We start from the raw sequence: 24,833 nt of genomic DNA, 5'->3' as shown, positions 1-24,833 counted from the left end.
AGCGTATATTATTCTAGATAAACGCCTAAAAAGGATAGTTTTGTAATTGATTGTTTTATTTGCCGGTTTGGTAGAAGAAAAATGCCAGTTCGTCGAATGTAAGGCCCTGCAATGGCCGGATTATTTTATTTTGGATAGATGAATATTAAATGGAATGAAGAATAAGAGGCCTTTTATTGTCCATGTTATTTTTTGGGTGCTTATTGGCCTTATCTTAACTATACAGGTGATTTTCAACAGGCGGTCTTTCAGCTTGCAGGAACTTGCTGTTATCTATGGATATTCCGGGCTGGTCAATATCTCCATCTTTTATATCAATTATACCCTACTGATACCGCTGTTGGTCAAGGAGCAGAAAAGATATGGTCTTTATATCGTATCTATTATGCTTTTAATAGTGGTCATGTGTATCATCAAGACCGTCATCGCGAGTTTGAATCCTGAAATCATTTTGTCCTACACCAGCGGAAAAGGTACACTGGAGTACAGTTCTATAGCCAGATACGCGGCGGAGTCCCTGTTCTTTTCCGGTTTTTTTGTTGTAGTAAGCGCATTGCTGAAATTTGCGATCGACTGGTTTGGTAACGAACGTGTACAGCGAAACCTGGAAGTGGAGCGTAAAGAAATGGAGCTGCAATTTCTGAAATCCCAGCTAAATCCTCATTTCCTGTTCAACTCCCTGAACAATATTTATTCGCTGGCCTACCAAAAGTCGGATAAGACTGCTGATGCCATATTAAAGCTTTCAGAGATCATGAGGTATATGATCTATGAAAGCAATGACAGCTGGGTGTCTTTAAGGAAGGAAATAGAATATGTGCAAAGTTTCATAGAGTTGCAAAAACTGCGGTTTAAAAATGGAGCTGCGGTTGAGTTTACGATGAATGGTGAAATAGATGATCAGCAGATTGTTCCGCTGATACTGATATCCTTTGTTGAAAATGCTTTTAAACACGGAATCGCCAATGACCCGAGCAATCCCATCAAAATAAACATTATTGCCAATCAAAAGATACTGCATTTCAGTATCACCAATAAAAAGAATAAATACAATAAAGATGAAATGGGGGGAGTAGGTTTAAACAATGTAGAGCGCCGTTTACAATTACTTTATCCCGACAGGTATAAATTAAATATTGTAAATTCGGCTACCCATTATACCAGTGAATTAATGCTTGATATATGACAAAGTTAAGATGTATTGCAGTCGACGATGAACCTTTAGCGCTGGACATTATTGAAGATTATGTCTCGAAGGTGCCTTTTCTGGAGCTGGTTAAGAGGACAGAAAATGCTATCGAGGCTTTACAGCTGGTGCAGGCCGGTGGTATTGATCTTGTGTTTCTGGACATCCAGATGCCGGAGCTTACGGGGATACAGTTTCTGAAAATTGCCAATTCCAAAGCCCATTATATATTGACCACGGCCTACTCTCAGTATGCTTTGGAAAGCTACGACCTCAATGTTTCGGATTATTTACTGAAACCAATCGCCTTTGACCGTTTTTACAAAGCAGTGGAAAAGGTAAATAACCTGGTAAAAACAACTGAGCCTGTTGCAGCGGCTCAGCCGGTGCTTACTTCATCGCCGTTTTCTGCGACTAATCATACTGTTCAGGATTTTATCTTTGTGAAAACTGAACATAAGATCCAGAAGATTGAACTGGATGATATCTTATATATTGAAGGGCTTAAAGACTACATTTCTATTTATACCAGGGCGGAACGCGTAATCACACTGCAGAACATGAAGAAAATGGAAGAAACCCTTCCTGCCGGGCAGTTTATCCGGGTACATAAATCTTATATTATTTCGCTGGATAAGATAGAGAGTATAGAACGCAGCAGGATTTCGATCTGCGGCAAGATCATTCCGATAGGTGATACCTACAGGGATGAGTTCTTTAAGCACATTGACAATAAGAATATTTAAGCATCCTGTAAGTCAGCGGGTATTTGTTTCAGCTGGGTCCGGATGGCATTTTCTGCTGCGGCCGTGACTTCTTCAGCATTTCTTCCTGCCGGTTCTATCGGATCGAGTACCGTCCATTTTAACTGTTCTCCGAAACTCAGCGGAAAGCTGCCGTATTGTACGATCTTCCAGGAGTTTTCAATAGCTACAGGCACGATCAGGGCGTCGGGCACAACCTTAAGCAATGTAGCAATACCACCTACCTGGAAGGGTTTTAAACGTCCGTCTTTAGACCGTGTTCCTTCAGGGAAAATCATAGTGGACCAGGTATGCTCTTTCATTCTGCGGCCAAGTTTAATGATCTCGGACACCGCCTGTTTGCTGTCTTTTCTGTCGATATTGGCCCCGCCGCCATATTTCAGGTTGAAGGATATCGAAGGAATGCCTCTGGTCAGCTCAATCTTGGAAATGAACTTTACATGATATTTTCGTAAAAACCAAATCAGGGCGGGGATGTCGTACATGCTCTGGTGATTGGCAATAAATATAATGGACCTGTTTTCAGGAAGGCTTTGATGATTGATGAATGTAACGGAAGAGCCCAGGAAAAAATCACAGTAAGTGAGGAAGAAATTGAGAATGTCGACAGAGATCTTGTGTGCTTTATAGCCTCCGAGCCTGTAGCACAGCCACTGTATTGGCTGGAAGATGATGAGGGTCAAAAAGAAGGAAAAATAAAACAGCGGGCTAAAGATGTACCCTAGAAACTTATTCATAAATGGCCCTCCTGTAACAGTATTTTGGCCCTCAGCAGCGCTGCCACACTCATGCTGTCTGTGATCTGTCCATTGACCACCATCTGATAGGCTTCTTCAAACGGGAGCTTGCGTATGCTTAGTTCTTCTGTTTCTTCAGGAGCCGCTTCTCCCTGACTTAGTCCTTTGGCGATATAGATGATCGCCAGTTCGTTGCTTACCGAATTGGACAGGTGCATTCTCTGAATTTCTATCCATTCAGTGGCGGTCAGGCCTGTTTCTTCCTCCAGTTCGCGCTTCGCGCTTTCCAGCGGATCGGACTCCAGCGGGCCGCCACCTTCAGGGATCTCCCAGCTGTAGGCCTTTAACGGGAACCTGTATTGCCCAACCAGCCATGTATTCAGTTCCCCGTCCAGAGGTAAGATGCCAATTGCATAGTTTTTAAAATGAACCTCACCATAGATCCCTTTTCCACCGGACGGATTTATTACCTGATGTTCGGTTAATCCGATCCAGTTATTTTCATAGATCTTGTGGCTCTCGATAGTTATCCAGGGGTTGATCTCTTCCATAGCGCCAATATACAAATTATGCTAAAGTTTTGGCGGAGGCGGAGGTGGAATTGGTTTGGTTCTGGTGATCCTGGTAAAACGGTAGTTTAAACTCAGGGTAACATTGCTCGAATTGCTCGTATAGAAATTTTCAGACCTGAAATTGATGCCCTCGTTTAGGGAATAATTGTTGCTTTTTCCAAAAGGATCTGTAATGCTGATGCGGGCGTTTAGTTTATTCTTTAAAAAGACTTTTCTTGCACCCATCCATGTGGTGACCGAGCCTTTATTCCTGCCTTGTGCTGAAATGTTGTTGTAATAATTGATATTACCTTCAAAAGCTGTTTTGAGGGGAAGTTCCATTGACATCCCGAAACTGCCCCTGATGTTTTTACCGGTCCTGCTTAAGGAGTTGTTCAGTATGGATTTATAAGTTGCCTGGCTGAAACTGATATTGGCGTTTGTTGAAATGGTTTTATACGGGCGGTAATTTCCATTTAAAAAGAGGCCAAATTCGCTGTTTGACGCAACATTGTCGTATGTGGTTTCCCCTACACCGGTTTGAAGGACTGTCTTGTACCTTTCTATTACTGCCTGACGACGGGAATAAGCAAGTCTGGGAAGGAAGGACCAGCGTTTGCCATAAATGCTAAAAGCCATGTCCATCTGCTGGGTCAGTTCGGGTAAAAGGTCGGGATTGCCATAGTTTATATTTAGCGGATCATTGTTGTTGACCTGGGGGTTTAACGAGTTTTCTCTCGGTCTGTTCACCCTGACGCTATAGGAGGCCATTAGGTTATAGCGTTGTTTGAAGCTTTTGTTAACAGAAAGACTCGGAAATAAATTCAAATACGGATCAATGTTGTACTTTTCCCCGGAGGACAAATCAAATTTAACATCGGTCAGTTCAGCCCTTAGACCAGCTTTGGCACCCCATTTTTTCCCCCTTAGGTTATAGGCGGCATAGCCGGCAAAAATATCCTCTTTATAGAGAAACTGATTGCTAAGTTTATCATTGATGATGTATTGCCGGGTATCAAAATCGAAGTTTTGAATTTGCTGGTCATTGTTGTTGTTCCTGTAATTGTAGCTGAAACCGGCTTCTATATTGTCTTTTTTCTTGAAAACGGGCTTGTTAAAATCCAGTTTAAAAGTCAGTCCGTCATTGGTAATCCCGTTATAATTTTCCTGTAGCTGAGGGTTCCTGGTAGCAGGCTCAAATGTCCGGTTGAGTGATCTTGAATTGATGTTGTCGTTTTCGCTGTAGGTCAGGCCAAGGGAAAGCTGACCGCCGTTGGTGTCGATGTTCAGTTCATAGTCAGAGTCAAAAACAAAATTGTGGCTTTTCACTGTTCCGAGTGTCAGCTGGTTTCTTAAATTGCGCTCTATACGTTCTTCATCAAGGTAGTGGTTGAAAGCACCGGTGTTGTTGCTGTTGCCGTTGTTGTTAAAATTGGTGGAGATCCTCAGATTCTGCTTTTTGGTAATGTTCCAGTCAAAATTAGCCCGGTAGTTGCCGCCATCCAGCGCATTCCTGTTGTCATTAAAATTGTTATAATAAAAGGCAGTATCCGGAAAGAAATTGTCGCGGTAATTCTGATTGGAATTCTTGCGGATCTTATACTGGTAAGCTGCTCCGCCATTTACAGAATAGGTCTTGCCTTTATAAGAAGCGTTGGTATTCATATTGGTATTGCCCTGCAGGCCAACCGTAGTACCGGCATTACCGCCAAGTCCGATCTTAAAATTCTTTTTCATGACAATGTTGATAATGCCTTCACCATCTCCTGAATATTTTGCGGGTGGATTGGTCATTACTTCGATCTTCTCAATGGCATCGGAAGGCAGTACACTCAATAAGTCGGCGATATTTGAGGTCATGTAATCAGAGGGTTTGCCATCGATAAAGATCCTCGTATTTCTCTTCCCTGATATGGTAGCGTTACCATCAAGATCCACTTCGACCATAGGCACGTTCTTTAAGATATCAGAGGCGGTACTGCCTTCGGCCATGATCGATTTCTCGACGTTATAGGTCATCATGTCTGCGGCAAACTGAACAAGAGGTTTTTCAGCGGTCACCGTAACCTCGTTCAAGCTGGTTTGATCTGCGGCCAGTTTCAATACGCCAACTCTTTTCTCCGGTGCCTTTTCAGTAAGTATAATGTCATTCACAACCAAAGGAACGAATCCTATATAGCTTACTTTGACGGAATAGACCCCATACTTTAAATGGCTAATCTTAAATGATCCGTCATCATCAGTACGGGAGGTGATCAGCGGCTGCTCTGAACTAGCCTGGTAAACCTGGACAATGGCCGCCGGGACAGGCAATGCCCCCACCTGCTCCACAACCTTGCCAAATATAGCACCCTTATCCAATGCAAAAGCATTTGCGGTAGAGATCAGGAGCGTAAGCGCAAGAATAAAGCGTTTCATTTAGTATTTAAAATTGTTCTTCGTCACCGCGGGACTCTTGTTCAGGTCTTTTCTTTTTAAAAGAAAAGTCATTTTTGCCGAACCGGTAGCTATAGGTCAGGTTGGCCACAGTTCCCTGCATCCTGCGTTTAAAATCGATGCTTGTGCTATTCGTATTGGTGGTCATGCTCCAGTTCCTGGTATTGAACACGTCTCTGATATTGAGGCTTAAGGATGATTTTTTGTTTTTGAAATCATATTTGGCACCGGCATCAACAGCGTACATCGCATTCCTTTTGCCTTGTGCCATCACTTCAGGGGCGCGGTAGTCGCCTTTCAGCTGCAGGGTAATGTTATAGGGCAAAACAATATTATTGGTCAGGTTGGCATTCCAGCTAAAACCAGAATTTTCCACCACCCCGAATGCGGGTACCCCTATGATCTTGCTTTGGTAGAGGTTCACATTGGCGGTAAAGTTCCAGGATTTGGCTACATCTACACGGCTGATCAGCTCGAGGCCGCTTGAATAATTTCTGGTGAGGTTCTGAGGAGTAGTGATGGTGATGCCCTGCGCATCCGGATCGGTTCTTACCCTTTGGATAACGTCGTTGGTCTGACGCATATAGACACTGGAAGTCAGGGTCACCTTTGGCCAGAATTTGCTATAGCTGAGCTCAAATGCGTGTACATCTTCCGGTTTCAGGTTGGGGTTGCCGCGGCGGTAGTTGAGCGGATCGGATACATCCAGAAAAGGATTGGTATCCCAGCCGCGCGGGCGGTTTACTCGACGGCTGTAACTCAGTTGCACTTGCTGCTCCCCTTTAAATTTCTGGGTAAGAAACACACTTGGGTATAATCTTTTGTAAGCGACTTTTCCCGGTGTATAGGCCAGGTTTCCCAATGCATCATAGGTTCCAAGCCTTGTGTCCAGTGTCGCGTCTTCTGCTCTTAAACCAAACTGATATCCGAAATTTTTAACCTGGTTCTGGAAGTTTATATAAAGGGCATGCACCTGGTCTTTGTTGTTAAACTCGTTGGTCAGGGCAAGGTTCACAAAATATGCTCCGCTCAGGTTATCGAGTTGATCAGCATAGGTGCTATTTTCCGAAAACCGGATCTGACTGCGGTAACCGGCTTCGATCTTTCCTGACTTGCCAACCGGCAGTGTATAGTCTGTTTGTATGTTGTAATTCCTGTTAAATCCGAATCCGTCAGTGCGCTGAATGTTCGGGAATGAATTGACTGGCTCGCCGTTTATGTTGTAAACATCGGTATTGTAGGTCTGGTTATTGTCATTGTTCCCTTCAGAGAAACTAAAATTGAAAGTCAGCTCTTCTTTTGGTTTTTTGAACTTCTGACTGAAATCCAGGTTGAGGTCATAGCTGCCGCCGGAACTCAGGTTGTCATTATTTCTTCTGCTGAGGTTAACGGGATTTTGAAACTGATCGAGCTGATCTATGGAAAGAAACTCATTCCTGTCATTGTCCCTGATGTTAAACCCTCCGGAAAGACTCAATACACTTTTATCGGTAATGAAATAATCCATTCCCGCTTTTGCATTGTGCCCTTTATCCTGTGATTCGCCGTTGGTATTCTGATTGGCGTAGATTGTGTTTAAGGCTGGCTGCTTATAAAAGATGTTGCTGAACCCGCCTCCATTGCGGTTGCCATAGCGGTAGCTGTAATTTCCATAGAGATTGACTTTGCTGTTCTGAAAGCTCAGATTGGTGCTCGCATTGTAATTGTTACGATTGCCGGCAGTCAGTGCAACTGATCCGTTCAGGCCCAGTTTCTTGTTTTTCTTCAGTACGATGTTGATGATGCCTGATTGTCCTTCGGCATCGTATTTGGCCGAAGGATTGGTGATGAGCTCCACGCTTTCAATGGAACTTGCAGGAATAGACTGCAGGATCTGGGCAATGTTTCCGCCCGCGATCAGGGAAGGCTTGCCGTCTATGAGTACACTCACGCCGGCTGATCCCCTCAGGCTGATGTTGCCGTCTATGTCCGACTGGACAGAAGGAACATTCTGAAGCAGGTCCGATGCCGAACCGCCTTCGCTGACTAAACTTTGGTCTACTGAAAATATTTTTTTATCGATTCCCAGTTGCATGGTACTCTTTTGACCGGTTACTTTAACCTCGTTCAGTACGGTGCCTTTTGAAACTTTCATTCTGATCGTGCCGAAGTCTACCGGAGCATCTGCTACAGAGACCGAATCTCTAACCATGGTCTGATAGCCTACATAACTTACTTTAAAAGTGAAAACGCCCTTTGGCAGGCCGGTGATCAATAAATTTCCATTTGCATCTGTTTGTGCGCCTTTGACCACGGCCTTCGTCCTTCTGTTGATCACTACTGCTGTCGCAAAGGGGATGGTCTCACTGTTTTGGGCATCAACTACTTTTGCGCTGATTTTTCCGGTTCCCGGGGTCTGGGCTTTAAGCGCAGTCGTGCCGGCACAAAAAGTAAGTATTAAAAGCAGCAGCAAGCCCGGGTATTTCATCATTTCGATTCCTCTTTTTATCATTTCTGTATTAAAGGGACAAAGAAACGTGCAGTAAGTTTAAAAAAAGCGGGCGTAACTATTTTATTACAGCAATTTTGTTAGTCTACAGAGACTGTCAGCCCTTCCTGCTGTAAAATTTTACGGTAAATTTCCATTTCAGTAAAAGAACCTTCCAGAACAGCACACTTTCCTTTGTTGTGTACTTCCCATGCAATCTTCTCTGCCTGAGGTTCTGAATAGTCCAGGTATTTCATCATACAATAAATAACGTGGTCAAAAGTATTTACATCGTCGTTCCAGAGAATCAGGCGGTGAACGGTTTTCAGCGAGGTCAGGATCTCCTCCAGTGTAAATGTTTCTTCTTTTGTTTCTGTAGACATCCTGCAAAAATAAGCTAATTTCAAATAATGTTGCAGTTAAAGTTATTTTTGACTAAAATTTGTACTTAATTCCTAAATATAATGCAGCGTTCAAAAATTGCAGGCATAGGTCACTATGTGCCTAAAAATGTTTATACCAATAAGGACCTTTCCCGTTTTATGGATACAAATGACGAGTGGATCCAGGAACGCACGGGAATTAAAGAGCGCCGGTTTGCCGACAGACTGGAAGAGACCACCACCACTATGGGTGTTGAAGCTGCGAAAATAGCGATTGACAGAGCGGGAATTACAGCTCAGGATATAGATTTTATCATTTTTGCGACCCTTAGCCCGGATTATTATTTCCCCGGCTGCGGTGTGCTCCTGCAACGCGAAATGAAAATGAAAGAAATAGGTGCGTTGGATATCCGTAACCAATGCTCAGGCTTTGTTTATGCGCTTTCCGTTGCCGACCAGTTCGTTAAAACGGGAATGTACAAGAACATCCTGGTGGTCGGCAGTGAAAAGCATTCTTTTGCAATGGACTTTGAGACCCGCAGCCGCAATGTGTCTGTCATCTTTGGAGATGGGGCGGGGGCCGTAGTTTTGCAGCCTGCACAGAAAGATCATCAGGGAATACTGAGCACACACCTGCATAGCGATGGTGCCGAGGCAGAGATCCTGGCAATGTTCTATCCCGGAGCTCATGCCAACAAATGGCTTAAAGACAAGCCCGCATATCCCGATCAGGAGCTTGGCGGATTGTTTCTGACTACAGAGCAGCTCGAGAGCGGCGCCGCATTGCCATATATGGACGGACCTGCAGTATTTAAAAAGGCTGTGGTAAAATTTCCGGAAGTGATCAGAGAGGCGCTGGCGGCAAACAGCCTGTCTGAAAAGGATATAGACCTGCTGGTACCGCACCAGGCCAACCTGAGGATCAGCCAGTATGTTCAGCAATTGCTGGGTTTAAGTGACGAACAGGTATTCAACAACATTCAAAAATATGGGAATACAACCGCCGCTTCTGTTCCGATCGCCTTGTGTGAGGCTTGGGAAGCCGGTAAAATTAAAGACGGGGACCTGGTATGTCTGGCTGCGTTTGGCTCGGGGTTTACCTGGGCGAGTGCACTGATCAGGTGGTAAGGGCCTAGCTTCCCTTGGCCGATCGGGTCATCTGCTCAAAAGCATCCCACATTTCATCTGGGACCGCTTCCAGTCCGTTGAACTGACCTGCTCCCTGCAGCCACTCGCCGCCGTCGATGGTAATGACCTCGCCGTTGATATATCCAGCAAAATCACTGATCAGAAAAGCGGCCAGGTTGGCCAGTTCCTGATGATCTCCAACACGTTTTAAGGGTACCCGGTTTTTAAAGTCAAATTTTTCTGCAAGATCACCAGGTAATAACCTTTCCCAGGCGCCCTTTGTAGGGAATGGCCCGGGTGCAATGGCATTTGTACGGATGCCATACCTGCCCCATTCCACGGCCAGTGATCTGGTCATCGCCAGTACACCGCCCTTTGCACAGGCGGAAGGCACGACATAGGCCGAACCGGTAAAGGCATATGTGGTTACAATATTGAGCACACTGGCGCTTTGCTTTTCTTTGATCCAGTGTTTTCCAAACGCAAGTGTACAATTGACAGAGCCTTTGAGCACAATGTCAATAATCGTAGAAAAGGCATTTGCAGACAGCCGTTCAGTTGGGGATATGAAATTACCTGCTGCGTTGTTCAATAGACTGTCGACCCTTCCAAAGGCTTTAATGGCTTCAGCCAGCACATGTTCCACCTGTTCATATTCCCGCACGTCACAGGATACGGCAAGCACCTTGCCGCCTGTTTCCTTTTCCATCTCTGAAGCCGTTTTTTTCAGCACTTCAGCTTTCCTGCTGGTGATGACCAGGTTGGCGCCCAATTTAAGAAAGTAAGTGCCCATGGCCTTGCCCAGGCCCGTTCCTCCGCCGGTGATTACTATGGTCTTACCTTTTAGCGCGTCATCTCTTAACATGGGCTGATTGAACATGGCTTATTTCTTTTGAAGGTTCTCAATAATTGTTTTCAGGATACTGCGTGTAGCGGGGGACCACCATTGTTTCAGCATGGCGGCAAGTTCTTCGCTTTGATCAGCGCTTGTCGCAGCAATCAGGTCTTTCCTGATGTTCAGCTTGCTGTGGCTCCAGGTGTTTTGTTCCATGCCCATATATTTTCTGATCTTTCTTTCTGCCGCGGTCAGTATGCTTGCCGGATTGGCCAGTTCGTCTATAAGGCCCGCTTCGAGGGCCTGCTCCGGACTAAACAGCTTTCCTTCGAGCAGATTGCGTGATGCGGCCGCCTGGCCAAGGCAGAATGAGTAAAGGCTGAAAATGCTGTTTGGTACAATGATCCCGACCGGAACCTCATTAAGCCCTATAATGTATTTCCCCTCTGCCATAATGCGGTAATCGCATGCCAGGGCAATGACACATCCGCCCGCAGGACTATGGCCATTTATCGCCGCTACCAGTGGTTTTTTAAATGAGGTGATCGTAGCGGTAAAGCCAAGGAATAAGTGCCAGAATGATTCCGCTTCTGCCTCAGAATAGTTGTACAGTTCGATCAGGTCAAGCCCTGCCGAAAAGAAGTGGTCTTTTCCTGTGATGACTGCCCCGCCGATGTTTGGATCTGTTGAAATGTTCTTCAGCAAATCTTCCAGTTCAATGATCATTTCCCTGTTTAAGGCATTTGACTTCCCTCTGTCAAGGGTAATTATGGCTAGACGGTCCTTTATGGTGACTTTTATCGTGTTCATTTCTTTTATTTTACTTCATAAGTATACACTGCCCGGCCCAGGTTTCCATCGAGGTCTGCACCTTCTGCCACAACCCTGTAAGTGCCAGGCTGGTCTGCATTGTAATAACTAACCGTTCCTTTTCCGTCTTTGGTCGCTACATGCGGTGTCCAGTAAATGGTGGTCCTCAGATCGGGAGTGTTGGTCGCCACTTCGTATTTAGGAGAATAAAATTGCCTTGCGGTATAAAATCCTTTTGGTGAGAAGGTGATGATCCCCGGGGTGAAAGAAGAAAGTCCCGCAGTGCCGCCACCTGTTTTGGTGGTGATAACCAGCACACCGCCCCCGCCCCGCATTCCGTATATTGCCGTGTTGCCGATGGATTTTAGTACTTCAATAGTCTCTATGTCAAACGGGGTTATGTTATCGAGGAAATCAGGTTCTACCATCATCCCGTCAATCACGATCTGCATGGGCGTATTGCCGTTTCTCAGCAGGTACGCCTTTCCGTCCCTAATCATCAGACCGGCTACCCTGCCTTGCAGGCACATAGATAAAGTTGTGCAATTCTGCAGTTGCTCAGCTGTGATCACTGCATCTGCATTTCCACCACCGTTCAGGTTGGAAGAATTTTTGGCAGGGTTCTTTTTCTCGACAATGTTCACCTCCTTGAGTGTAATGCTGCGTTCCAGTAAACCTCTCCTGGTCAGCTCTTCAAAAAAGTTATCACTTTGTTTTAAATAAGAGGACAGGGCTTCGTTTACATTGACTTCTATGTCTCCGGTATTTTTATTTTTTGTGACAACCTGTCCTGCTACCACATCCATCTTGATGTCAACGGATTTTTTATTTTTGGCGTTCCTGGCCTGGACGATAAATTTGGTGCTGTCATTAAAAATGAGGTTGTCAAAACTGAACCTGCCCTGAGCGTCAGAGATGGTATCCGTAGCAAAAAAGCCGCCGGATGAGGAGAACAAACTTACTTTGCTGTTTGGAGAGGGTTTGCCACCATAGGTGGTTATCGTACCGCTGATCTTTAAGGTCTTTTCAGGTTCAAATCTGATGTTCGGCGGAAGGCCGCTGATCACATTTTTCCATAAAATCCTTCTCCAGCCTTGAGTGAGCATCAGGTTGTCCAGATCCTGCTGGGTCTTTGTGTCGTTTTTGAGAAAATAATAATTGGGTTTTTCCACGTAGCCCATGATGTCAGAAGTGAGCAGCAGGCTGGTAAAAATGTTACTTTCGTTTTCTTCGTCTGGAATGACGCTCGCTGTATTGGTCACGGCAATTGAAAAAGTGCCTTCAAGTGGTTTGTTGTTTATAGCGGCCTCCAGGTTCAGGTCTACTTTTTCTTTTTTGGTATAGCTTTGTTTGGCGGAGGCTACTTTCAGGTCAATTTTACCTACGCCGTTATTGACAAAGATCAGCCGCTCACAAATGGGCCTGTTATCCGCCGAAAAAACGGTAAACTGTATGATACCGGCAGGGAGTTCTTTTTTTGGAATAGAGGTGGTGATGATTTGTTTACTGGGGGCGGCCCTGGATACGAAATAGACATTGCTATTGTTTTGGGCGACGATTTTCAGTTCTCCTGAACCGACCAGACCTGGGCTTACAAGAATTTTCGCAACGACATTTTCGGCGGTTTGGGTAACCGCCAGTAAATATCCGCTGGCTGAGACCTTCGGCAGATTAAATATGCCTTCAGACCCGTCTTTAAATTTAACTTTTGCAGAATAGGTTTTTCCTGGCTGCGGATTTAAAAAAAGACTGCCCATGCCAAGATGCGTCGTGCTGAATTTATAGACCTCCAGGCCGGTGTTGTCTACGATCACGCCTTCAATATCTTCTCCCAGCCCTGATGCATTAACTGCTTTAACAGCCACCTTGCAGGGCAGATTTTCTACCAGGTTGCCGCTTTCAGGGAAGAACTGGACATCAACAGCATTTGAGGTTGCTTTAATTGGAATTTGCTTAATCACTTTTTTCTTATCAGGCAGGTTCAGTGTCACTACGATCTTACCTGATTTATACAGAGAAGGCTGGCTGTTTTGAAAATTAACATTGACGATACCCTTGTCATTTGTGACTGCTTTGGCTTTAGTGATGCTTCTGAAATTCAGTATCACCTCATAGCTTACTTCGCTGTTGGCGTAGGCCTGACCATTTTTATCTGTGAATCTGACCACGGCATTCACTTTTTCCGAGATGTTTTGTTTGCTATAGGTATAGCTCGTACTGGTGAATACGTTGTTTGCCCAGGAGTTCCCGATTTTTATGGTTTTGTCAAAAAAGAAATCGGAACCGGCATTTCTCATCCACTGCGTATATGCCCTGATCCTGTAATTTCCCTCAGTCAGTGAATCGGGGAGTTTAAAGTCACCCCAGCTGACCCCGGAAACAAGCGGAAGCTTGAGCTGTTTTTTTACAGAATCTTTTTCATTGATCAGTTCTACGTACAAGGCGCTGCTGATGGCCGAGAGCTTTGAGGTCTGGGTGTTGATCACGTAGGCCTTAAACCAGATGTCATCACCGATTGCATAATAAGGTTTGTCCAGGTGAAGGTGGACTTTCTCCTGCGGATACTTCTCATTGTATACCTCCAGTTTTTTAAGGAGGGCATTAAACGGATCATCGTCAGCTTTATATGCGAAAACTGCAATCAACAGAGTTAATAACAATAAGGGGAGAATCAGCCTGAATTTCATAATGGTGGAGCACTAATGAATAAGGCTACAATATACTAAAACTTATTCTTCCACATCATGCTTTCCACAGGTTTTGTGGTTTTGTTATTGTATTTGGCGTTGTTTTTAACATTATACATCGTTGCGATCTCGCCTTCAACCCTAAAATAAATAAGCTGACCTATCGGCATACCCGCATAGATCCTTACTGGCTGCGCACAGGAGATTTCAAGTGTCCAGGTGTTGCAGAAACCGACATCTCCTTTACCGGCTGTGGCATGGATGTCAATTCCCAGGCGACCGGTACTGGATTTGCCTTCCAGGAAAGGAATGTGTGCGTGGGTTTCGGTATATTCCAGGGTAACGCCCAGATATAATGTGCCGGGCTGCAATACAAAGCCATCCTTAGGGATTTCAAAATGATCGATTTTATTGTGGGCTTTAGCGTCCAGTACCCGGTCTTTGTAGGTAGCCAGGTATTTCCCCAGGTGAACATCATAAGAGTTGGTGCCGAGGCATTCCGCATCAAAAGGTTCAATAATGATTGTGCCCTTTTCTATCTCTTCTAATATTCGTTTGTCGGAAAGTATCATTTTTCAAATGGTAAGTATTGTTATATAAGGGTCAAGAAGCTTATTAAACCTTCACATTAATGGTTCTAAGCGTTTAGTTTTGCAGGTAATAAGTATTTCGACGAAATTATGATTAATTTAAGATACTTTTGCATAGTATTCTAAAATAGAGATGCCCGTAATTTTTAATAAAAATATTGACGATGATACCATGCTTGCGGTATGGAAAATCGAAGAGACTGAAGCGCAGCTGATGGCAGGATTGCAGTTGAAACAGCATGAGCACGACATCATCTCTACGTTAAACAATGGAAAACGCCTGCTGCACTGGCTGAGTACGAGGGTGCTGCTCAGGACTATGCTCAATACCTCTGAATATATTGACTGCAGGATGGACGAACACGGCAAACCGTACCTGCCAAACCTGGGCTATCACATCTCATTGAGTCATTCTTACGATTATGCTGCGGTCATAGTTGGCAAGACCAAACCCGTTGGCGTAGATATCGAGCTGATCAAACATAAAATCAAAAATATCAGGCATAAGTTTCTTTCTGATTCTGAGCTGGCACAAAAACAGATCGGCAATAATATAGAAGGGCTTTATGTATGCTGGTGCGCCAAAGAGGCCATTTACAAATGGAATGGAAGAAAAGGACTTGAATTTAAAGAGGACATTCACATCAGGCCATTCAAATTAAAGCGCCAGGGCTCGCTCAATGCATTGGTCGACCTGCCTGAAGGGACAAAAGAACTCACTGTAGATTATTTTAAAACAGGGGATGATTATATGCTGGGCTATGTCGTGGCTTAAACCATGAACCCAAATTTTACCATGAATGAACAAGAATGTTGAATTTATAGATTGGGGTCTCACAGATTATCAGAAAGCATGGACACAACAGGAACATCTTTTTGATCAGACAGTCGCTGTTAAAACTGAAAACAGAACGAACGGTACCAGCAAACAAACGCCAAATTACCTGGTATTTTGCGAACACCCCCACGTATATACTTTAGGTAAAAGCGGCCGTCCGGAAAATCTGCTGCTGGATGAAGAGGGATTGAAAGATAAACAGGCTACCTATTACAAGATCAACCGCGGCGGTGACATTACTTATCACGGTCCCGGTCAGATCGTAGGTTATCCGATACTGGACCTTGATAATTTTTTTACGGATATCCACCTTTATCTGAGAACACTTGAGGAAGCCATTATCCTGACGCTTGATGAGTATGGGATCAGGGCCGGGAGATATCCGGGGTATACCGGTGTCTGGCTGGATGCAGATAATGAGAAAGCCCGGAAGATCTCCGCGATGGGTGTGAGGTGCAGCAGATGGGTCACCATGCATGGTTTCGCGTTTAATGTAAACGCTGATCTGGATTATTTTAAAAACATAGTCCCTTGTGGTATTGACGATAAGGACGTAACTTCTATGAAGCGGGAGCTGGGATATGCCCTGGATATGGAGGAGGTTAAAGGCAGATTAAAAGTCCATATCGCATCGCTGTTTAAAATGGAACTATTTTAAGATCTGCGCAGGTTCCGGCTGCGTATATCACAACATGAGAGCTTTTCCAGTATTTGTATGTTTATTCTTATTACTGGCCTGTAAAAAAACCGAGTCAATGAATAGGAATACCAACACAAATGATACGACCCTGAATGTGAACAAAGAAAAAGGGAAGCTCAGTTACCTTGCCTTGGGTGATTCGTATACCATTGGGGAATCTGTAGAGACGGCCCTGAATTTCCCCAACCAGCTGGTGGCTCAGCTCAGTGGAAATGGACTGGCCGTTGCTGCCCCCCGGATCATTGCCAGGACAGGCTGGACTACCAGCGAGCTCACCAGCGCCATTGGCTCCAGCGGTGTGGCCGGTAAATTTAATTTTGTGACCTTATTGATCGGTGTCAATAACCAGTACAGGGGCGAATCCCTTGAGGCCTACCGCAAAGAGTTCAAACAATTGCTGCAGACAGCTATAGACTTTGCAAATAATGATAAAGCGCATGTTTTCGTGATATCAATACCGGATTGGAGCGTGACGCCTTTTGCGCAAACAAGTGACCGTGACCAGGCTGCAATTTCCACGGAAATAAATGCTTTTAATGCCGTGAACAGACAGGAGACCCTGGCTTTGGGTATTACTTATATTGACATCACACCCGCATCCCGGATGGCCGCTACAGACACTACCCTTGTAGCTTCTGACGGCTTACATCCTTCGGCAAAAATGTATAAGGATTGGGCGGTAAATACAGCCGCTGCGATTTTAGATGCATTCAAATAAAAAGCCGAAAGTCCTTCCAATTTAATTGTAGCAGGCTGAATAACAGATGAATAAATATGTCTTGTAATTTTGATATCTGGCAATAAATATTAACTTTACTTAGAAATTAATCTCCTAAAACTATGGATTACAATGCAGAACACAATTGGTGGACGGGCCTTGGAGCCGGAATGCTGATTTTTTGGCTTGCAGTAGTTGTTATCACCTACGCAGGATTATGGAAAATGTTTGTCAAAGCCGGGAAGCCGGGCTGGGCAGCAATAATTCCCATTTACAATTCGATTGTTATGATCGAAATCGTTGGAAAACCAGTGATCTGGATACTTTGGCTGCTGATCCCCTGTGTCAACATTGTATTCGGGATTTGGCTGCTCAACCTGCTGAGCAAAAGCTTTGGCAAGTCTGAAGGATATACTGTTGGAATGATCATCCTCCCAATGGTTTTCTTCCCGTTACTGGGATTTGGAGATGCGAAATATGTAGGGCCGTCCGCCGCCGAGGCTCAAAACAGAAGAGACTTTTTTAACAGTCCGCCAACTACTCCCGACGCTTAGTTGCTGACGTTTAAAATATATGTATTATCCGCCTGGCTGTCTTTTTCAGATCAGGCGGATATTTTTTTACTGCCCTGTCCTTTCAAGTATTTAACAGGAGCAGATTGTCCCGGTTGTGGTTTTCAGCGATCCGTTATAGCCCTTGCGCATGGCGATCTGAAAGAAAGCCTTAACTTTTACCCTCCGGCCATTCCGTTACTGGTCACTTTGGCAATTGTTTTAACAGCAAAATTCAGAAGTGCGAAATTGAGTGACAGCTTCATTAAGGTGCTGTACCTGATTACAGGGTCAACTGTGCTGATCCATTATCTGTTCAAAATTACCACGCATTATTTACCTGCCTGGCTGCCTGGCTTTCATTTGCATGTCTAGCACTCAGGTAAACTGATCGGGATATTGGTTGCCAGGCCGCCATCAGAGGTCTCTTTGTATTTGGAATTCATGTCCAGCGCCGTTTCCCACATCGTATTGACCACGGCGTCCAGACTTACTTTAGCCTTATCAGGGTTGCTCTGGAGCGCAAGCTGGCTGGCGGTGATGGCTTTGATCGCGCCCATGGTGTTGCGTTCAATGCAGGGGATCTGGACAAGTCCGCCTATAGGATCGCAGGTAAGCCCCAGGTGGTGTTCCATGGCGATTTCCGCAGCCATTAGGACCTGTCTCTGTGAACCGCCCATACATTCGGTCAGCGCCGCTGCGGCCATTGCCGATGATACTCCGATCTCTGCCTGGCAGCCGCCCATTGCTGCGGAAATGGTTGCACCTTTCTTAAATATACTGCCGATCTCAGACGCACACGCGATAAACTGAATGATCTTTTCCTCAGTAAAGCCGTCGCAAAAAGTAATGTAATATTGGAGCACAGCAGGGATCACGCCCGCAGCACCATTGGTCGGCGCCGTTACTACCCTACCAAATGAAGCATTTTCTTCGTTGACGGCCAATGCGAAGCAGCTTACCCAATCCAAAATGTAATTGAACCCGTTTCCGCCTTTTCTGATCGCCATTATCCAGCTTTCATAATTGGTATATACCTGATTGCCTATCAGTCTCTTGTTTAGCGCTGCCGCTCTTCTCCCAACGTTCAGCCCGCCTGGCAGAAAACCCGAAGTATGGCAGCCCCTGTACATACAATCCTTCATTACTGTAAAGTGCTGCACAATGCCTTTCCTGGTTTCCGTTTCGGTACGCCAGGCCAGCTCATTTTCCATCACTATTTCAGATACTTTCAGTCCGGTGGTCAGGCACCAGTGCAGGAGCTCGCTTGCTTTTTCAACCGGAAACGGCAGCTCCACCTGTTCTTTTTCATTGCCGGCATCTCCTTCTTTTACTACAAAACCGCCGCCTATCGAATAATAAGTTTCAGAAAATGCTTTTTCCGAATCGAGAAAGGCCTGGAAGGTAACCGCATTGGGATGAAAGGGCAGACTTTCAAAAAACAGGAAGATCAGGTCTTCATCATAGTCGAATGAGATGATCTTTTCGCCGTTCAAAACCAATAAATGATCTTTCTTAATGTCTGCAATGGTCGTGTCGATGGCATTTACGTCAAAGGTCACCGGGTCTGCGCCGTTCAGGCCCAGCAAAATAGCAATATCGGTACCGTGCCCTTTGCCGGTCTTTGCCAGGGATCCGTAAAGCAGGATCTTGATTTGTGCAACCTCGTCCAGCAAGCCCTGTTTTTTTAGTGAGGCCGTAAATTGCTGCGCCGCGCGCCAGGGCCCCAGTGTATGTGAGCTGGACGGGCCTATTCCTATTTTGAAGATGTCAAAAACCGATATTTGTTCCCTTTGCATCATACAAAGCTAAAACATAAAAATCAAAGCAGCGATAAAATGCGAAAGGCCACAGATAAATCTATGGCCTTTCGCATTTTTTAAAGCTGGGGGTTATGATATTACATCATTCCGCCCATGCCGCCGCCGCCCATTGGAGGCATACCTGCACCTGCAGGAGCATCTTCAGGATCATCGGCCAATACCACTTCGGTAGTCAGCAACATGGCTGCGATTGAAGCTGCATTTTCCAAAGCTACGCGACCAACTTTCGTAGGGTCAATAACTCCGGCAGCAATTAAATTCTCATATGCATCTGTACGTGCGTTGTAGCCAAAGTCAGCTTTACCTTCTTTAACTTTCTGTACCACAATCGAACCTTCAATACCAGCATTCTGGCAGATTTGGCGCAAAGGCTCTTCGATCGCACGGCGAATGATCTGGATACCAGTAGTTTCGTCATCATTGATGCCTTTCATGCCTTCCAGCGCCTCGATGGCACGGATGAAAGCAACACCACCACCAGCTACGATACCTTCTTCAACCGCTGCGCGGGTTGCATGTAAAGCATCATCTACACGGTCCTTTTTCTCTTTCATTTCCACTTCGGAAGCCGCACCAACATAAAGAACAGCAACACCACCAGCCAATTTAGCCAGGCGCTCCTGTAATTTTTCTTTATCGTAATCAGATGTAGTCGTCTCGATCTGAGCTTTGATCTGGTTCACACGCGCCTTGATATCTTCAGACTCACCGGCACCATTGATGATCGTAGTATTGTCTTTGTCAATAACCACTTTCTCAGCAGTACCTAAATAAGTAAGGTCAGCATTCTCTAATTTATAACCTCTTTCTTCCGAGATCACAGTACCACCGGTCAGGATAGCGATATCTTCCAGCATGGCTTTACGGCGGTCACCAAAACCAGGTGCTTTAACTGCCGCAACTTTCAGTGAGCCACGGATCTTGTTCACTACCAAAGTAGCCAACGCCTCACCATCTAAATCTTCAGCGATGATCAGCAAAGGTTTTCCTGTTTGAACTTGTTTTTCCAATACCGGCAGCAATTCTTTCATGTTGCTGATCTTTTTATCGTAGATCAAAATGTAAGGGTTCTCCAGTTCCGCTTCCATTTTATCCGCATTGGTTACAAAATATGGAGACAAATAACCACGGTCAAACTGCATACCTTCAACAGTTTTAACTTCGGTTTCAGTACCTTTTGCTTCTTCAACAGTGATTACACCATCTTTACCAACTTTGCCCATTGCCTCAGCGATTAAAGCTCCGATGATTTCGTCATTATTGGCTGAGATAGCTGCCACTTGCTTGATCTTGTTGTTGTCTTCACCAACAGTTTGCGACTGTGTTTTCAGATTTTCAACAATCGCAGTAACCGCTTTGTCGATACCACGTTTCAGGTCCATAGGATTTGCACCGGCAGCAACGTTTTTAATGCCTGCAGTAACAATAGCCTGTGCCAAAACGGTAGCAGTTGTAGTTCCGTCACCTGCAATGTCAGCAGTTTTAGAAGCTACTTCTTTAACCATTTGAGCACCCATGTTTTCAATCGGGTCTTTCAGCTCAATTTCTTTTGCTACAGTTACACCATCTTTAGTAATTGCCGGTGAACCAAATTTTTTATCGATAATTACATTCCGACCTTTAGGTCCTAAAGTTACTTTTACTGCGTTGGCCAAAATGTCCACACCTCTTTTCAGGGCGTCACGGGCTTCTACATTATATTTTACTTGTTTTGCCATTTTGTTTTTAGTAATAAGGTAGTATCTGGTGTTAAGTATCAGGGCCTGATGCCGGTACTTACTGAGATACTATTGGTTTAAAAATTTAAATTACTGTTTTTAATTAGGTCTTGATATTTGATGCCAATATCCTGATGCGATCTAAGCAATTACAGCGTAAATGTCAGTTTCGCGCATAATCAGGTAATCCTTACCTTCATATGGAAGCTCAGTGCCGCCATATTTGCCATAAATCACTACATCGCCTATCTTAACTGTTGGTTTTTTACCTTCTGAATCTTCTTCAGAAACTGATACCACAGTTCCTTTTGATGGTTTTTCTTTTGCAGTATCTGGAATATAGATTCCGGAAGCTGTCTTTTCTTCTGCCGCGGCAGGCTCAACAATAACTCTGTTTGCTGTTCCTGAAATGGGTTTAAGGTTTAAAGCCATAACTTGATATTAATTTATTTTTTTAAGGTTTATATAAATATTTGTAGTAGTTGCTACTTAGTTAAGCTGTATCAGTTTTTATGCCAAGCCCGCTTGTTTGCCAAATTTACACTGCCTTGTCAGCTAATGGATTGTGGTAAACCGCTTTTGTGTCAGAGTGGCAGAATACATGAAAAAGCCCGATAAGATATTCATTCTTACCGGGCTTTACAATATTTTGCGGATCGTTTATTTTTTTGTCGTGTCTGTAACCGGAGGAGGCGTATTTGCCGGAGCCGTTGCGCCACCGCCAAGCGGAGAAGGGCTAGGTGTTTTGTCCAGCTGCTCCTGTATTTTAGAATCTGCCGCACCTGCTGATGGTCCGCCGGATTTGGAAATGGTAGTAATCGACAAGGTAAGTACAACAATAACTGCCAGTAAAACCCATGTGCCTTTTTCCAGAACATCACCGGTTCGCTGAACGCCAAACATGTTGCTGCCGGCTCCGCCTGTCGCCAGGCCGCCACCTTTAGGATTTTGTATCAAAACAAACAATGAAAGGGCAATACAAACAATAATTAACAGTATAATTAAAAAAAGCATATGAGGTTATGGTTATTAAATTTTCTTTTCTATCGATTGAATAAGGTCGGCAAAGTAACGGCTTTTTTCTGGAAACATCAAACTTAATTTTTCATAAGTCTCTATCGCCTTGTCGTAAAGCATTTGTTCTATATAAATTTTGGCCAGCGTTTCTGACACCAGATCGCTATGGTCTTCTGCACTTTTCCTGGCCTTGTTCTCATTGTTGATCTGTTCAGGTTTTGGAGGGCTGATCTGCGGCTCATTTTTAATAAAGCTTTCGATAATCTCATCTCCTTTTGAATTTCGCTTTAAACCAGAAGGAACATATTCACCGTTTTCCTCATCGCCAAAGACACTCTGCATGTGAAAGATATTCTCCACATATTGCTGCTGAAGTTCAGCAGGTGCATTTTGACCTTCCGGACTGCCTGGCTGTACTGTCGTCTTGTGCTGCTTAGGGGAAGCGTAAGGCTGAAAGATCTGCTCGTGCTCCGCACGGGTTTTTGCCAGCCACCACAAAAAAGTATAAGGCAGCTTGTCGTCATCATACTTACTGATCACAGTTTCCTGCTCAAGAGCAGCCTGCTCAGAATATTCTTCGATCTGTGGTACTTCGCCGGGAACTTCTTCTACTTTAAAATTATCCTGAAAAGCAAAGAAATCTGTAGAAACAATGTTATCTAAAACAAGGTCATCTTCCGGTTCCCCGCGATAATCGTCTATATTGATCTCGCCGATCTCCTCAAAGATTTCCTGCTCATCAACCAGTTCTTCAGGTTCGGCGCCAACTTCATCTATACCCGCTTCATCAAGGGATTCAGGTTCGTTCACAGCGACATCAGCTGCATAAGAAACTACATTAAATTCAGTATGTGAAAGATTTTCAGGATTGTGGATGATCTGGTAAGCCAGTTGCCCGCTGTTGTACAATGATGCCGTAGCAAGCTCAGTACCCTGCTCAGTCTCTGCAGAAACAGCTTTTGCCAGTAAAAGATGCAGAGGCTGAAAATAAGGATATTTCTCCGCAAGAACACCCAGCATAACCCCGTCTTCCCTGCTGATGTTCTCAGGGTTTGCCATCAATGCTGCCAGCTGCTGTTTGGTATCTAGTTCCTGCTCCACGCTGCTAAGTTAATAATTGATCTCTATATTGACCTACCATTGTGCAAAAGCCCGGTTAAAAATATCTTCGGTCAGTTGTGCCGTTACATCTTTAATCAGAGCAGTTTCCTGGGCCTGCGGACTTCCGGCAGGTCTGTAGTCTTTATGACGCTCAAACGATTGCTCGAAACTTTGTGTGGCGTCCAGGTTGTTCACATATTTTACCTGTACCGTGATGGTAAGCCTGTTTGCACCTGACAATGGCTGATTGTTGCCCTGGGTTCCCCGGCTGTCCTGCAAAGCTACCGGGTTGATCGAATAGCCGGTTATATTTCCCGAAAATACCGCATTTGCATCATTTGAAGTAATGCTCAGCTTGCTCTGGTTACGGATCCTTGTTTTTAGTTCTTCTGTAAACTGGGAACTTAATGAAGCCACTACCAAAGGGGCATTATTTTCAAAAATGGTTACATTTACAGTTTTCATAGCATCCGGAATGGAAGCCCCGTTTAGACTGATCTTGCAGCCTCCAAGGGTCAGTAAACAGATCAATATACATACATATTTCATAGCCAGATTCATTATAAGTTCAGTTCTTTGATCTTTCTGTAGAGCGTTCTTTCCGAGATTCCCAGTTCCTGCGCAGCAAATTTACGCTTGCCCTTGTGTTTTTTCAGGGCCTTTTTGATCAGATCAGATTCCTTGTCCACCAAAGATAAAGATTCTTCAATCTCCTCGGCCTCGTGCGTGTAATTATAATCGACAGGATTATTCTGGATCGGTTTTTTTATGGTAAAGGCCGACAACTCACCGCCTGATGGCTGGTCGATTTCCTGGTAAAGCTGGTTGATGTAATGCGGATTATCTTCAATGATATGCGCAGTATTTCCGCCGCTCTGAATGATTTCTGCTACCAGTTTTTTCAATTCCATCATGTCCTTTTTCATGTCAAAAAGTACCTTATAAAGAATATCGCGCTCTGAAAAGTCCTCTTTGCTGCCGCTAATGGCCATGGGCAGATTGCTGGCGCTTTCATTCGGAATATAGTTCAGCAGTGCTGCCGCTGTCACGTTCCGGTCCTTTTCCAAAACGCAGATCTGCTCGGCTATATTTTTCAGCTGACGCACATTTCCCGGCCAGCTGTAATTGCTCAGGATCTGTATGGCATCCGGTTCAAGCTGTATGCCCGGACTCCGGTATTTGTCGCTAAAATCTGCGGAAAATTTTCTGAACAGCAGGTAGATGTCCTCTTTTCGCTCATGCAGGGCAGGAATACGCAAAGGAACAGTATTTAACCTGTAGTACAGATCTTCCCGGAATTTGCCGGATTTTACCCTGTTGTACACATCTACGTTAGTCGCCGCGATAATACGCACATCTGTTTTCTGGACTTTGGATGAGCCTACCCTCAGGTATTCCCCACTTTCCAGTATCCTCAGTAAACGTGCCTGTGTGCCCAAAGGCAATTCCGCAACTTCATCGAGGAAAATAGTTCCCCCGTTTGCCACCTCGAAATAACCTTTACGCGCCTCGTGAGCACCTGTAAAAGAGCCTTTTTCGTGACCGAACAGTTCAGAATCAATTGTTCCTTCAGGTATTGCACCGCAGTTCACCGCAATAAAAGCACCGTGCTTACGGGCACTCATCTGGTGGATAATGTGAGAAAATACTTCTTTACCACTACCACTTTCCCCGGTAATCAATACGGACATATCTGTAGGGGAAACCTGCCTGGCTATATCTATCGCACGGTTAAGCAGGGGAGAACCTCCAATTATTCCAAAGCGGTTTTTTATATCTTGTATATCCATTTA

General features: G+C 44.7%; 24 protein-coding genes. 8 read left to right on the top strand and 16 right to left on the bottom strand.

The annotated features are described in order from the left end of the window. Positions 1 to 154: 154 nt before the first annotated feature. Together QEP08_RS16125 and QEP08_RS16120 are read left to right on the top strand one after the other, a co-directional pair. Complete coding sequence (locus QEP08_RS16125; protein WP_285059602.1) at positions 155 to 1,186, top strand: sensor histidine kinase; 1,032 nt, start codon at positions 155 to 157, stop codon at positions 1,184 to 1,186. Continuing rightward, positions 1,183 to 1,932, top strand: coding sequence for a LytR/AlgR family response regulator transcription factor (locus tag QEP08_RS16120; protein WP_285059601.1), 750 nt, complete (start codon positions 1,183 to 1,185; stop codon positions 1,930 to 1,932). Before QEP08_RS16125 ends, QEP08_RS16120 begins: the two co-directional genes overlap by 4 nt. Here the strand turns inward: QEP08_RS16120 and QEP08_RS16115 are convergent. From QEP08_RS16115 to QEP08_RS16095, 5 genes are all read right to left on the bottom strand, one after another. Continuing rightward, positions 1,929 to 2,687: a lysophospholipid acyltransferase family protein gene (locus QEP08_RS16115; protein ID WP_285059600.1), complete on the bottom strand. Its 759-nt coding sequence runs from the start codon at positions 2,685 to 2,687 to the stop codon at positions 1,929 to 1,931. The genes QEP08_RS16120 and QEP08_RS16115 overlap by 4 nt on opposite strands. Further along, on the bottom strand, positions 2,684 to 3,238 hold the full coding sequence (locus tag QEP08_RS16110; RefSeq protein WP_285059599.1) for an NUDIX domain-containing protein: 555 nt from the start codon (positions 3,236 to 3,238) through the stop codon (positions 2,684 to 2,686). The genes QEP08_RS16115 and QEP08_RS16110 overlap by 4 nt, the downstream gene beginning before the upstream one ends. Before the next feature lie 21 nt (positions 3,239 to 3,259). Continuing rightward, positions 3,260 to 5,656: a TonB-dependent receptor domain-containing protein gene (locus tag QEP08_RS16105; protein ID WP_285059598.1), complete on the bottom strand. Its 2,397-nt coding sequence runs from the start codon at positions 5,654 to 5,656 to the stop codon at positions 3,260 to 3,262. 7 nt (positions 5,657 to 5,663) lie between these two features. Next, entirely contained in the window at positions 5,664 to 8,165 is a 2,502-nt protein-coding gene (locus QEP08_RS16100) for a TonB-dependent receptor (RefSeq protein WP_285059597.1), read from the bottom strand. A 77-nt stretch (positions 8,166 to 8,242) separates the two neighbouring features. Beyond that, positions 8,243 to 8,524 (bottom strand): ATP-dependent Clp protease adaptor ClpS, encoded by a 282-nt coding sequence (locus QEP08_RS16095; RefSeq protein WP_285059596.1) that lies wholly within the window; start codon positions 8,522 to 8,524, stop codon positions 8,243 to 8,245. Positions 8,525 to 8,605: 81 nt separating this feature from the next. Here QEP08_RS16095 and QEP08_RS16090 point away from each other — a divergent pair, with 81 nt between their 5' ends. Next, positions 8,606 to 9,652 (top strand): 3-oxoacyl-ACP synthase III family protein, encoded by a 1,047-nt coding sequence (locus tag QEP08_RS16090; protein WP_285059595.1) that lies wholly within the window; start codon positions 8,606 to 8,608, stop codon positions 9,650 to 9,652. A 4-nt stretch (positions 9,653 to 9,656) separates the two neighbouring features. On the opposite strand, the gene QEP08_RS16085 is transcribed toward QEP08_RS16090, so the two are convergent. From QEP08_RS16085 to dcd, 4 genes are read right to left on the bottom strand one after another with little or no spacing between them, the layout of a single operon-like run. Next, a complete protein-coding gene (locus QEP08_RS16085; RefSeq protein ID WP_285059594.1) occupies positions 9,657 to 10,532 on the bottom strand; it encodes an SDR family oxidoreductase in 876 nt (291 codons plus the stop codon). 3 nt (positions 10,533 to 10,535) lie between these two features. Beyond that, a complete protein-coding gene (locus tag QEP08_RS16080) occupies positions 10,536 to 11,297 on the bottom strand; it encodes an enoyl-CoA hydratase/isomerase family protein (protein ID WP_285059593.1) in 762 nt (253 codons plus the stop codon). Positions 11,298 to 11,302: 5 nt separating this feature from the next. After that, the gene (locus QEP08_RS16075) at positions 11,303 to 13,984 is read right to left on the bottom strand and encodes a carboxypeptidase-like regulatory domain-containing protein (protein ID WP_285059592.1); all 2,682 of its coding nucleotides are present in this window, start codon (positions 13,982 to 13,984) and stop codon (positions 11,303 to 11,305) included. A gap of 35 nt (positions 13,985 to 14,019) precedes the next feature. After that, a complete protein-coding gene (gene dcd, locus QEP08_RS16070) occupies positions 14,020 to 14,556 on the bottom strand; it encodes a dCTP deaminase (RefSeq protein ID WP_285059591.1) in 537 nt (178 codons plus the stop codon). Positions 14,557 to 14,707: 151 nt separating this feature from the next. Between dcd and QEP08_RS16065 the strand changes: the two genes are divergently transcribed. From QEP08_RS16065 to QEP08_RS16045, 5 genes are all read left to right on the top strand, one after another. Next, complete coding sequence (locus QEP08_RS16065) at positions 14,708 to 15,349, top strand: 4'-phosphopantetheinyl transferase family protein (protein WP_285059590.1); 642 nt, start codon at positions 14,708 to 14,710, stop codon at positions 15,347 to 15,349. Between the two features lie 25 nt (positions 15,350 to 15,374). Then, positions 15,375 to 16,070, top strand: coding sequence for a lipoyl(octanoyl) transferase LipB (gene lipB, locus QEP08_RS16060; RefSeq protein ID WP_285059588.1), 696 nt, complete (start codon positions 15,375 to 15,377; stop codon positions 16,068 to 16,070). A 97-nt stretch (positions 16,071 to 16,167) separates the two neighbouring features. Further along, positions 16,168 to 16,830: an SGNH/GDSL hydrolase family protein gene (locus QEP08_RS16055; RefSeq protein ID WP_285059586.1), complete on the top strand. Its 663-nt coding sequence runs from the start codon at positions 16,168 to 16,170 to the stop codon at positions 16,828 to 16,830. 122 nt (positions 16,831 to 16,952) lie between these two features. After that, a complete protein-coding gene (locus tag QEP08_RS16050; protein ID WP_285059585.1) occupies positions 16,953 to 17,384 on the top strand; it encodes a DUF5684 domain-containing protein in 432 nt (143 codons plus the stop codon). Then, positions 17,385 to 17,756, top strand: coding sequence for a DUF2752 domain-containing protein (locus tag QEP08_RS16045; protein ID WP_285059583.1), 372 nt, complete (start codon positions 17,385 to 17,387; stop codon positions 17,754 to 17,756). Here the strand turns inward: QEP08_RS16045 and QEP08_RS16040 are convergent. The 7 genes from QEP08_RS16040 to QEP08_RS16010 all read right to left on the bottom strand — a co-directional run bounded on the left by QEP08_RS16040 (position 17,753) and on the right by QEP08_RS16010 (position 24,830). Continuing rightward, complete coding sequence (locus QEP08_RS16040) at positions 17,753 to 19,180, bottom strand: L-serine ammonia-lyase (RefSeq protein ID WP_285059875.1); 1,428 nt, start codon at positions 19,178 to 19,180, stop codon at positions 17,753 to 17,755. The genes QEP08_RS16045 and QEP08_RS16040 overlap by 4 nt on opposite strands. A gap of 101 nt (positions 19,181 to 19,281) precedes the next feature. Further along, positions 19,282 to 20,922: a chaperonin GroEL gene (gene groL / locus QEP08_RS16035; protein ID WP_285059582.1), complete on the bottom strand. Its 1,641-nt coding sequence runs from the start codon at positions 20,920 to 20,922 to the stop codon at positions 19,282 to 19,284. A gap of 141 nt (positions 20,923 to 21,063) precedes the next feature. Then, positions 21,064 to 21,354, bottom strand: a complete 291-nt coding sequence (locus tag QEP08_RS16030) for a co-chaperone GroES (RefSeq protein WP_285059580.1) — start codon at positions 21,352 to 21,354, stop codon at positions 21,064 to 21,066. Positions 21,355 to 21,582: 228 nt separating this feature from the next. After that, complete coding sequence (gene secG, locus QEP08_RS16025) at positions 21,583 to 21,936, bottom strand: preprotein translocase subunit SecG (protein WP_285059578.1); 354 nt, start codon at positions 21,934 to 21,936, stop codon at positions 21,583 to 21,585. 15 nt (positions 21,937 to 21,951) lie between these two features. Beyond that, on the bottom strand, positions 21,952 to 23,040 hold the full coding sequence (locus QEP08_RS16020) for a DUF8458 domain-containing protein (RefSeq protein WP_285059575.1): 1,089 nt from the start codon (positions 23,038 to 23,040) through the stop codon (positions 21,952 to 21,954). A 33-nt stretch (positions 23,041 to 23,073) separates the two neighbouring features. Next, positions 23,074 to 23,589 carry an LptE family protein gene (locus QEP08_RS16015; protein ID WP_285059573.1) on the bottom strand — a complete coding sequence of 172 codons (516 nt, stop codon included), beginning with the start codon at positions 23,587 to 23,589 and terminating at the stop codon, positions 23,074 to 23,076. Positions 23,590 to 23,600: 11 nt separating this feature from the next. Then, entirely contained in the window at positions 23,601 to 24,830 is a 1,230-nt protein-coding gene (locus QEP08_RS16010; protein ID WP_285059571.1) for a sigma 54-interacting transcriptional regulator, read from the bottom strand. Positions 24,831 to 24,833: the final 3 nt, after the last annotated feature.

The sequence above is a fragment of the Pedobacter ginsengisoli genome, assembly GCF_030244015.1.
GTDB classification, from domain to species: Bacteria; Bacteroidota; Bacteroidia; order Sphingobacteriales; family Sphingobacteriaceae; genus Pedobacter; species Pedobacter ginsengisoli.
This window is presented reverse-complemented; position numbering and strand designations above follow the sequence as displayed.

Bases quoted from the DNA above. Each gene is read 5' to 3' on its own strand.
- QEP08_RS16100 (WP_285059597.1), bottom strand. From the start codon at position 8,165: ATGATAAAAAGAGGAATCGAAATGATGAAATACCCGGGCTTGCTGCTG.
- QEP08_RS16065 (WP_285059590.1), top strand. From the start codon at position 14,708: ATGCCCGTAATTTTTAATAAAAATATTGACGATGATACCATGCTTGCG.
- QEP08_RS16010 (WP_285059571.1), bottom strand. From the start codon at position 24,830: ATGGATATACAAGATATAAAAAACCGCTTTGGAATAATTGGAGGTTCT.
- QEP08_RS16030 (WP_285059580.1), bottom strand. From the start codon at position 21,354: ATGGCTTTAAACCTTAAACCCATTTCAGGAACAGCAAACAGAGTTATT.
- QEP08_RS16055 (WP_285059586.1), top strand. From the start codon at position 16,168: ATGAATAGGAATACCAACACAAATGATACGACCCTGAATGTGAACAAA.
- QEP08_RS16050 (WP_285059585.1), top strand. From the start codon at position 16,953: ATGGATTACAATGCAGAACACAATTGGTGGACGGGCCTTGGAGCCGGA.
- QEP08_RS16120 (WP_285059601.1), top strand. From the start codon at position 1,183: ATGACAAAGTTAAGATGTATTGCAGTCGACGATGAACCTTTAGCGCTG.
- QEP08_RS16090 (WP_285059595.1), top strand. From the start codon at position 8,606: ATGCAGCGTTCAAAAATTGCAGGCATAGGTCACTATGTGCCTAAAAAT.
- QEP08_RS16040 (WP_285059875.1), bottom strand. From the start codon at position 19,180: ATGCAAAGGGAACAAATATCGGTTTTTGACATCTTCAAAATAGGAATA.
- dcd (WP_285059591.1), bottom strand. From the start codon at position 14,556: ATGATACTTTCCGACAAACGAATATTAGAAGAGATAGAAAAGGGCACA.
- QEP08_RS16080 (WP_285059593.1), bottom strand. From the start codon at position 11,297: ATGAACACGATAAAAGTCACCATAAAGGACCGTCTAGCCATAATTACC.
- QEP08_RS16115 (WP_285059600.1), bottom strand. From the start codon at position 2,687: ATGAATAAGTTTCTAGGGTACATCTTTAGCCCGCTGTTTTATTTTTCC.
- QEP08_RS16085 (WP_285059594.1), bottom strand. From the start codon at position 10,532: ATGTTCAATCAGCCCATGTTAAGAGATGACGCGCTAAAAGGTAAGACC.
- QEP08_RS16110 (WP_285059599.1), bottom strand. From the start codon at position 3,238: ATGGAAGAGATCAACCCCTGGATAACTATCGAGAGCCACAAGATCTAT.
- groL (WP_285059582.1), bottom strand. From the start codon at position 20,922: ATGGCAAAACAAGTAAAATATAATGTAGAAGCCCGTGACGCCCTGAAA.
- lipB (WP_285059588.1), top strand. From the start codon at position 15,375: ATGAACAAGAATGTTGAATTTATAGATTGGGGTCTCACAGATTATCAG.
- QEP08_RS16095 (WP_285059596.1), bottom strand. From the start codon at position 8,524: ATGTCTACAGAAACAAAAGAAGAAACATTTACACTGGAGGAGATCCTG.
- QEP08_RS16015 (WP_285059573.1), bottom strand. From the start codon at position 23,589: ATGAAATATGTATGTATATTGATCTGTTTACTGACCCTTGGAGGCTGC.
- QEP08_RS16125 (WP_285059602.1), top strand. From the start codon at position 155: ATGAAGAATAAGAGGCCTTTTATTGTCCATGTTATTTTTTGGGTGCTT.
- secG (WP_285059578.1), bottom strand. From the start codon at position 21,936: ATGCTTTTTTTAATTATACTGTTAATTATTGTTTGTATTGCCCTTTCA.
- QEP08_RS16105 (WP_285059598.1), bottom strand. From the start codon at position 5,656: ATGAAACGCTTTATTCTTGCGCTTACGCTCCTGATCTCTACCGCAAAT.
- QEP08_RS16075 (WP_285059592.1), bottom strand. From the start codon at position 13,984: ATGAAATTCAGGCTGATTCTCCCCTTATTGTTATTAACTCTGTTGATT.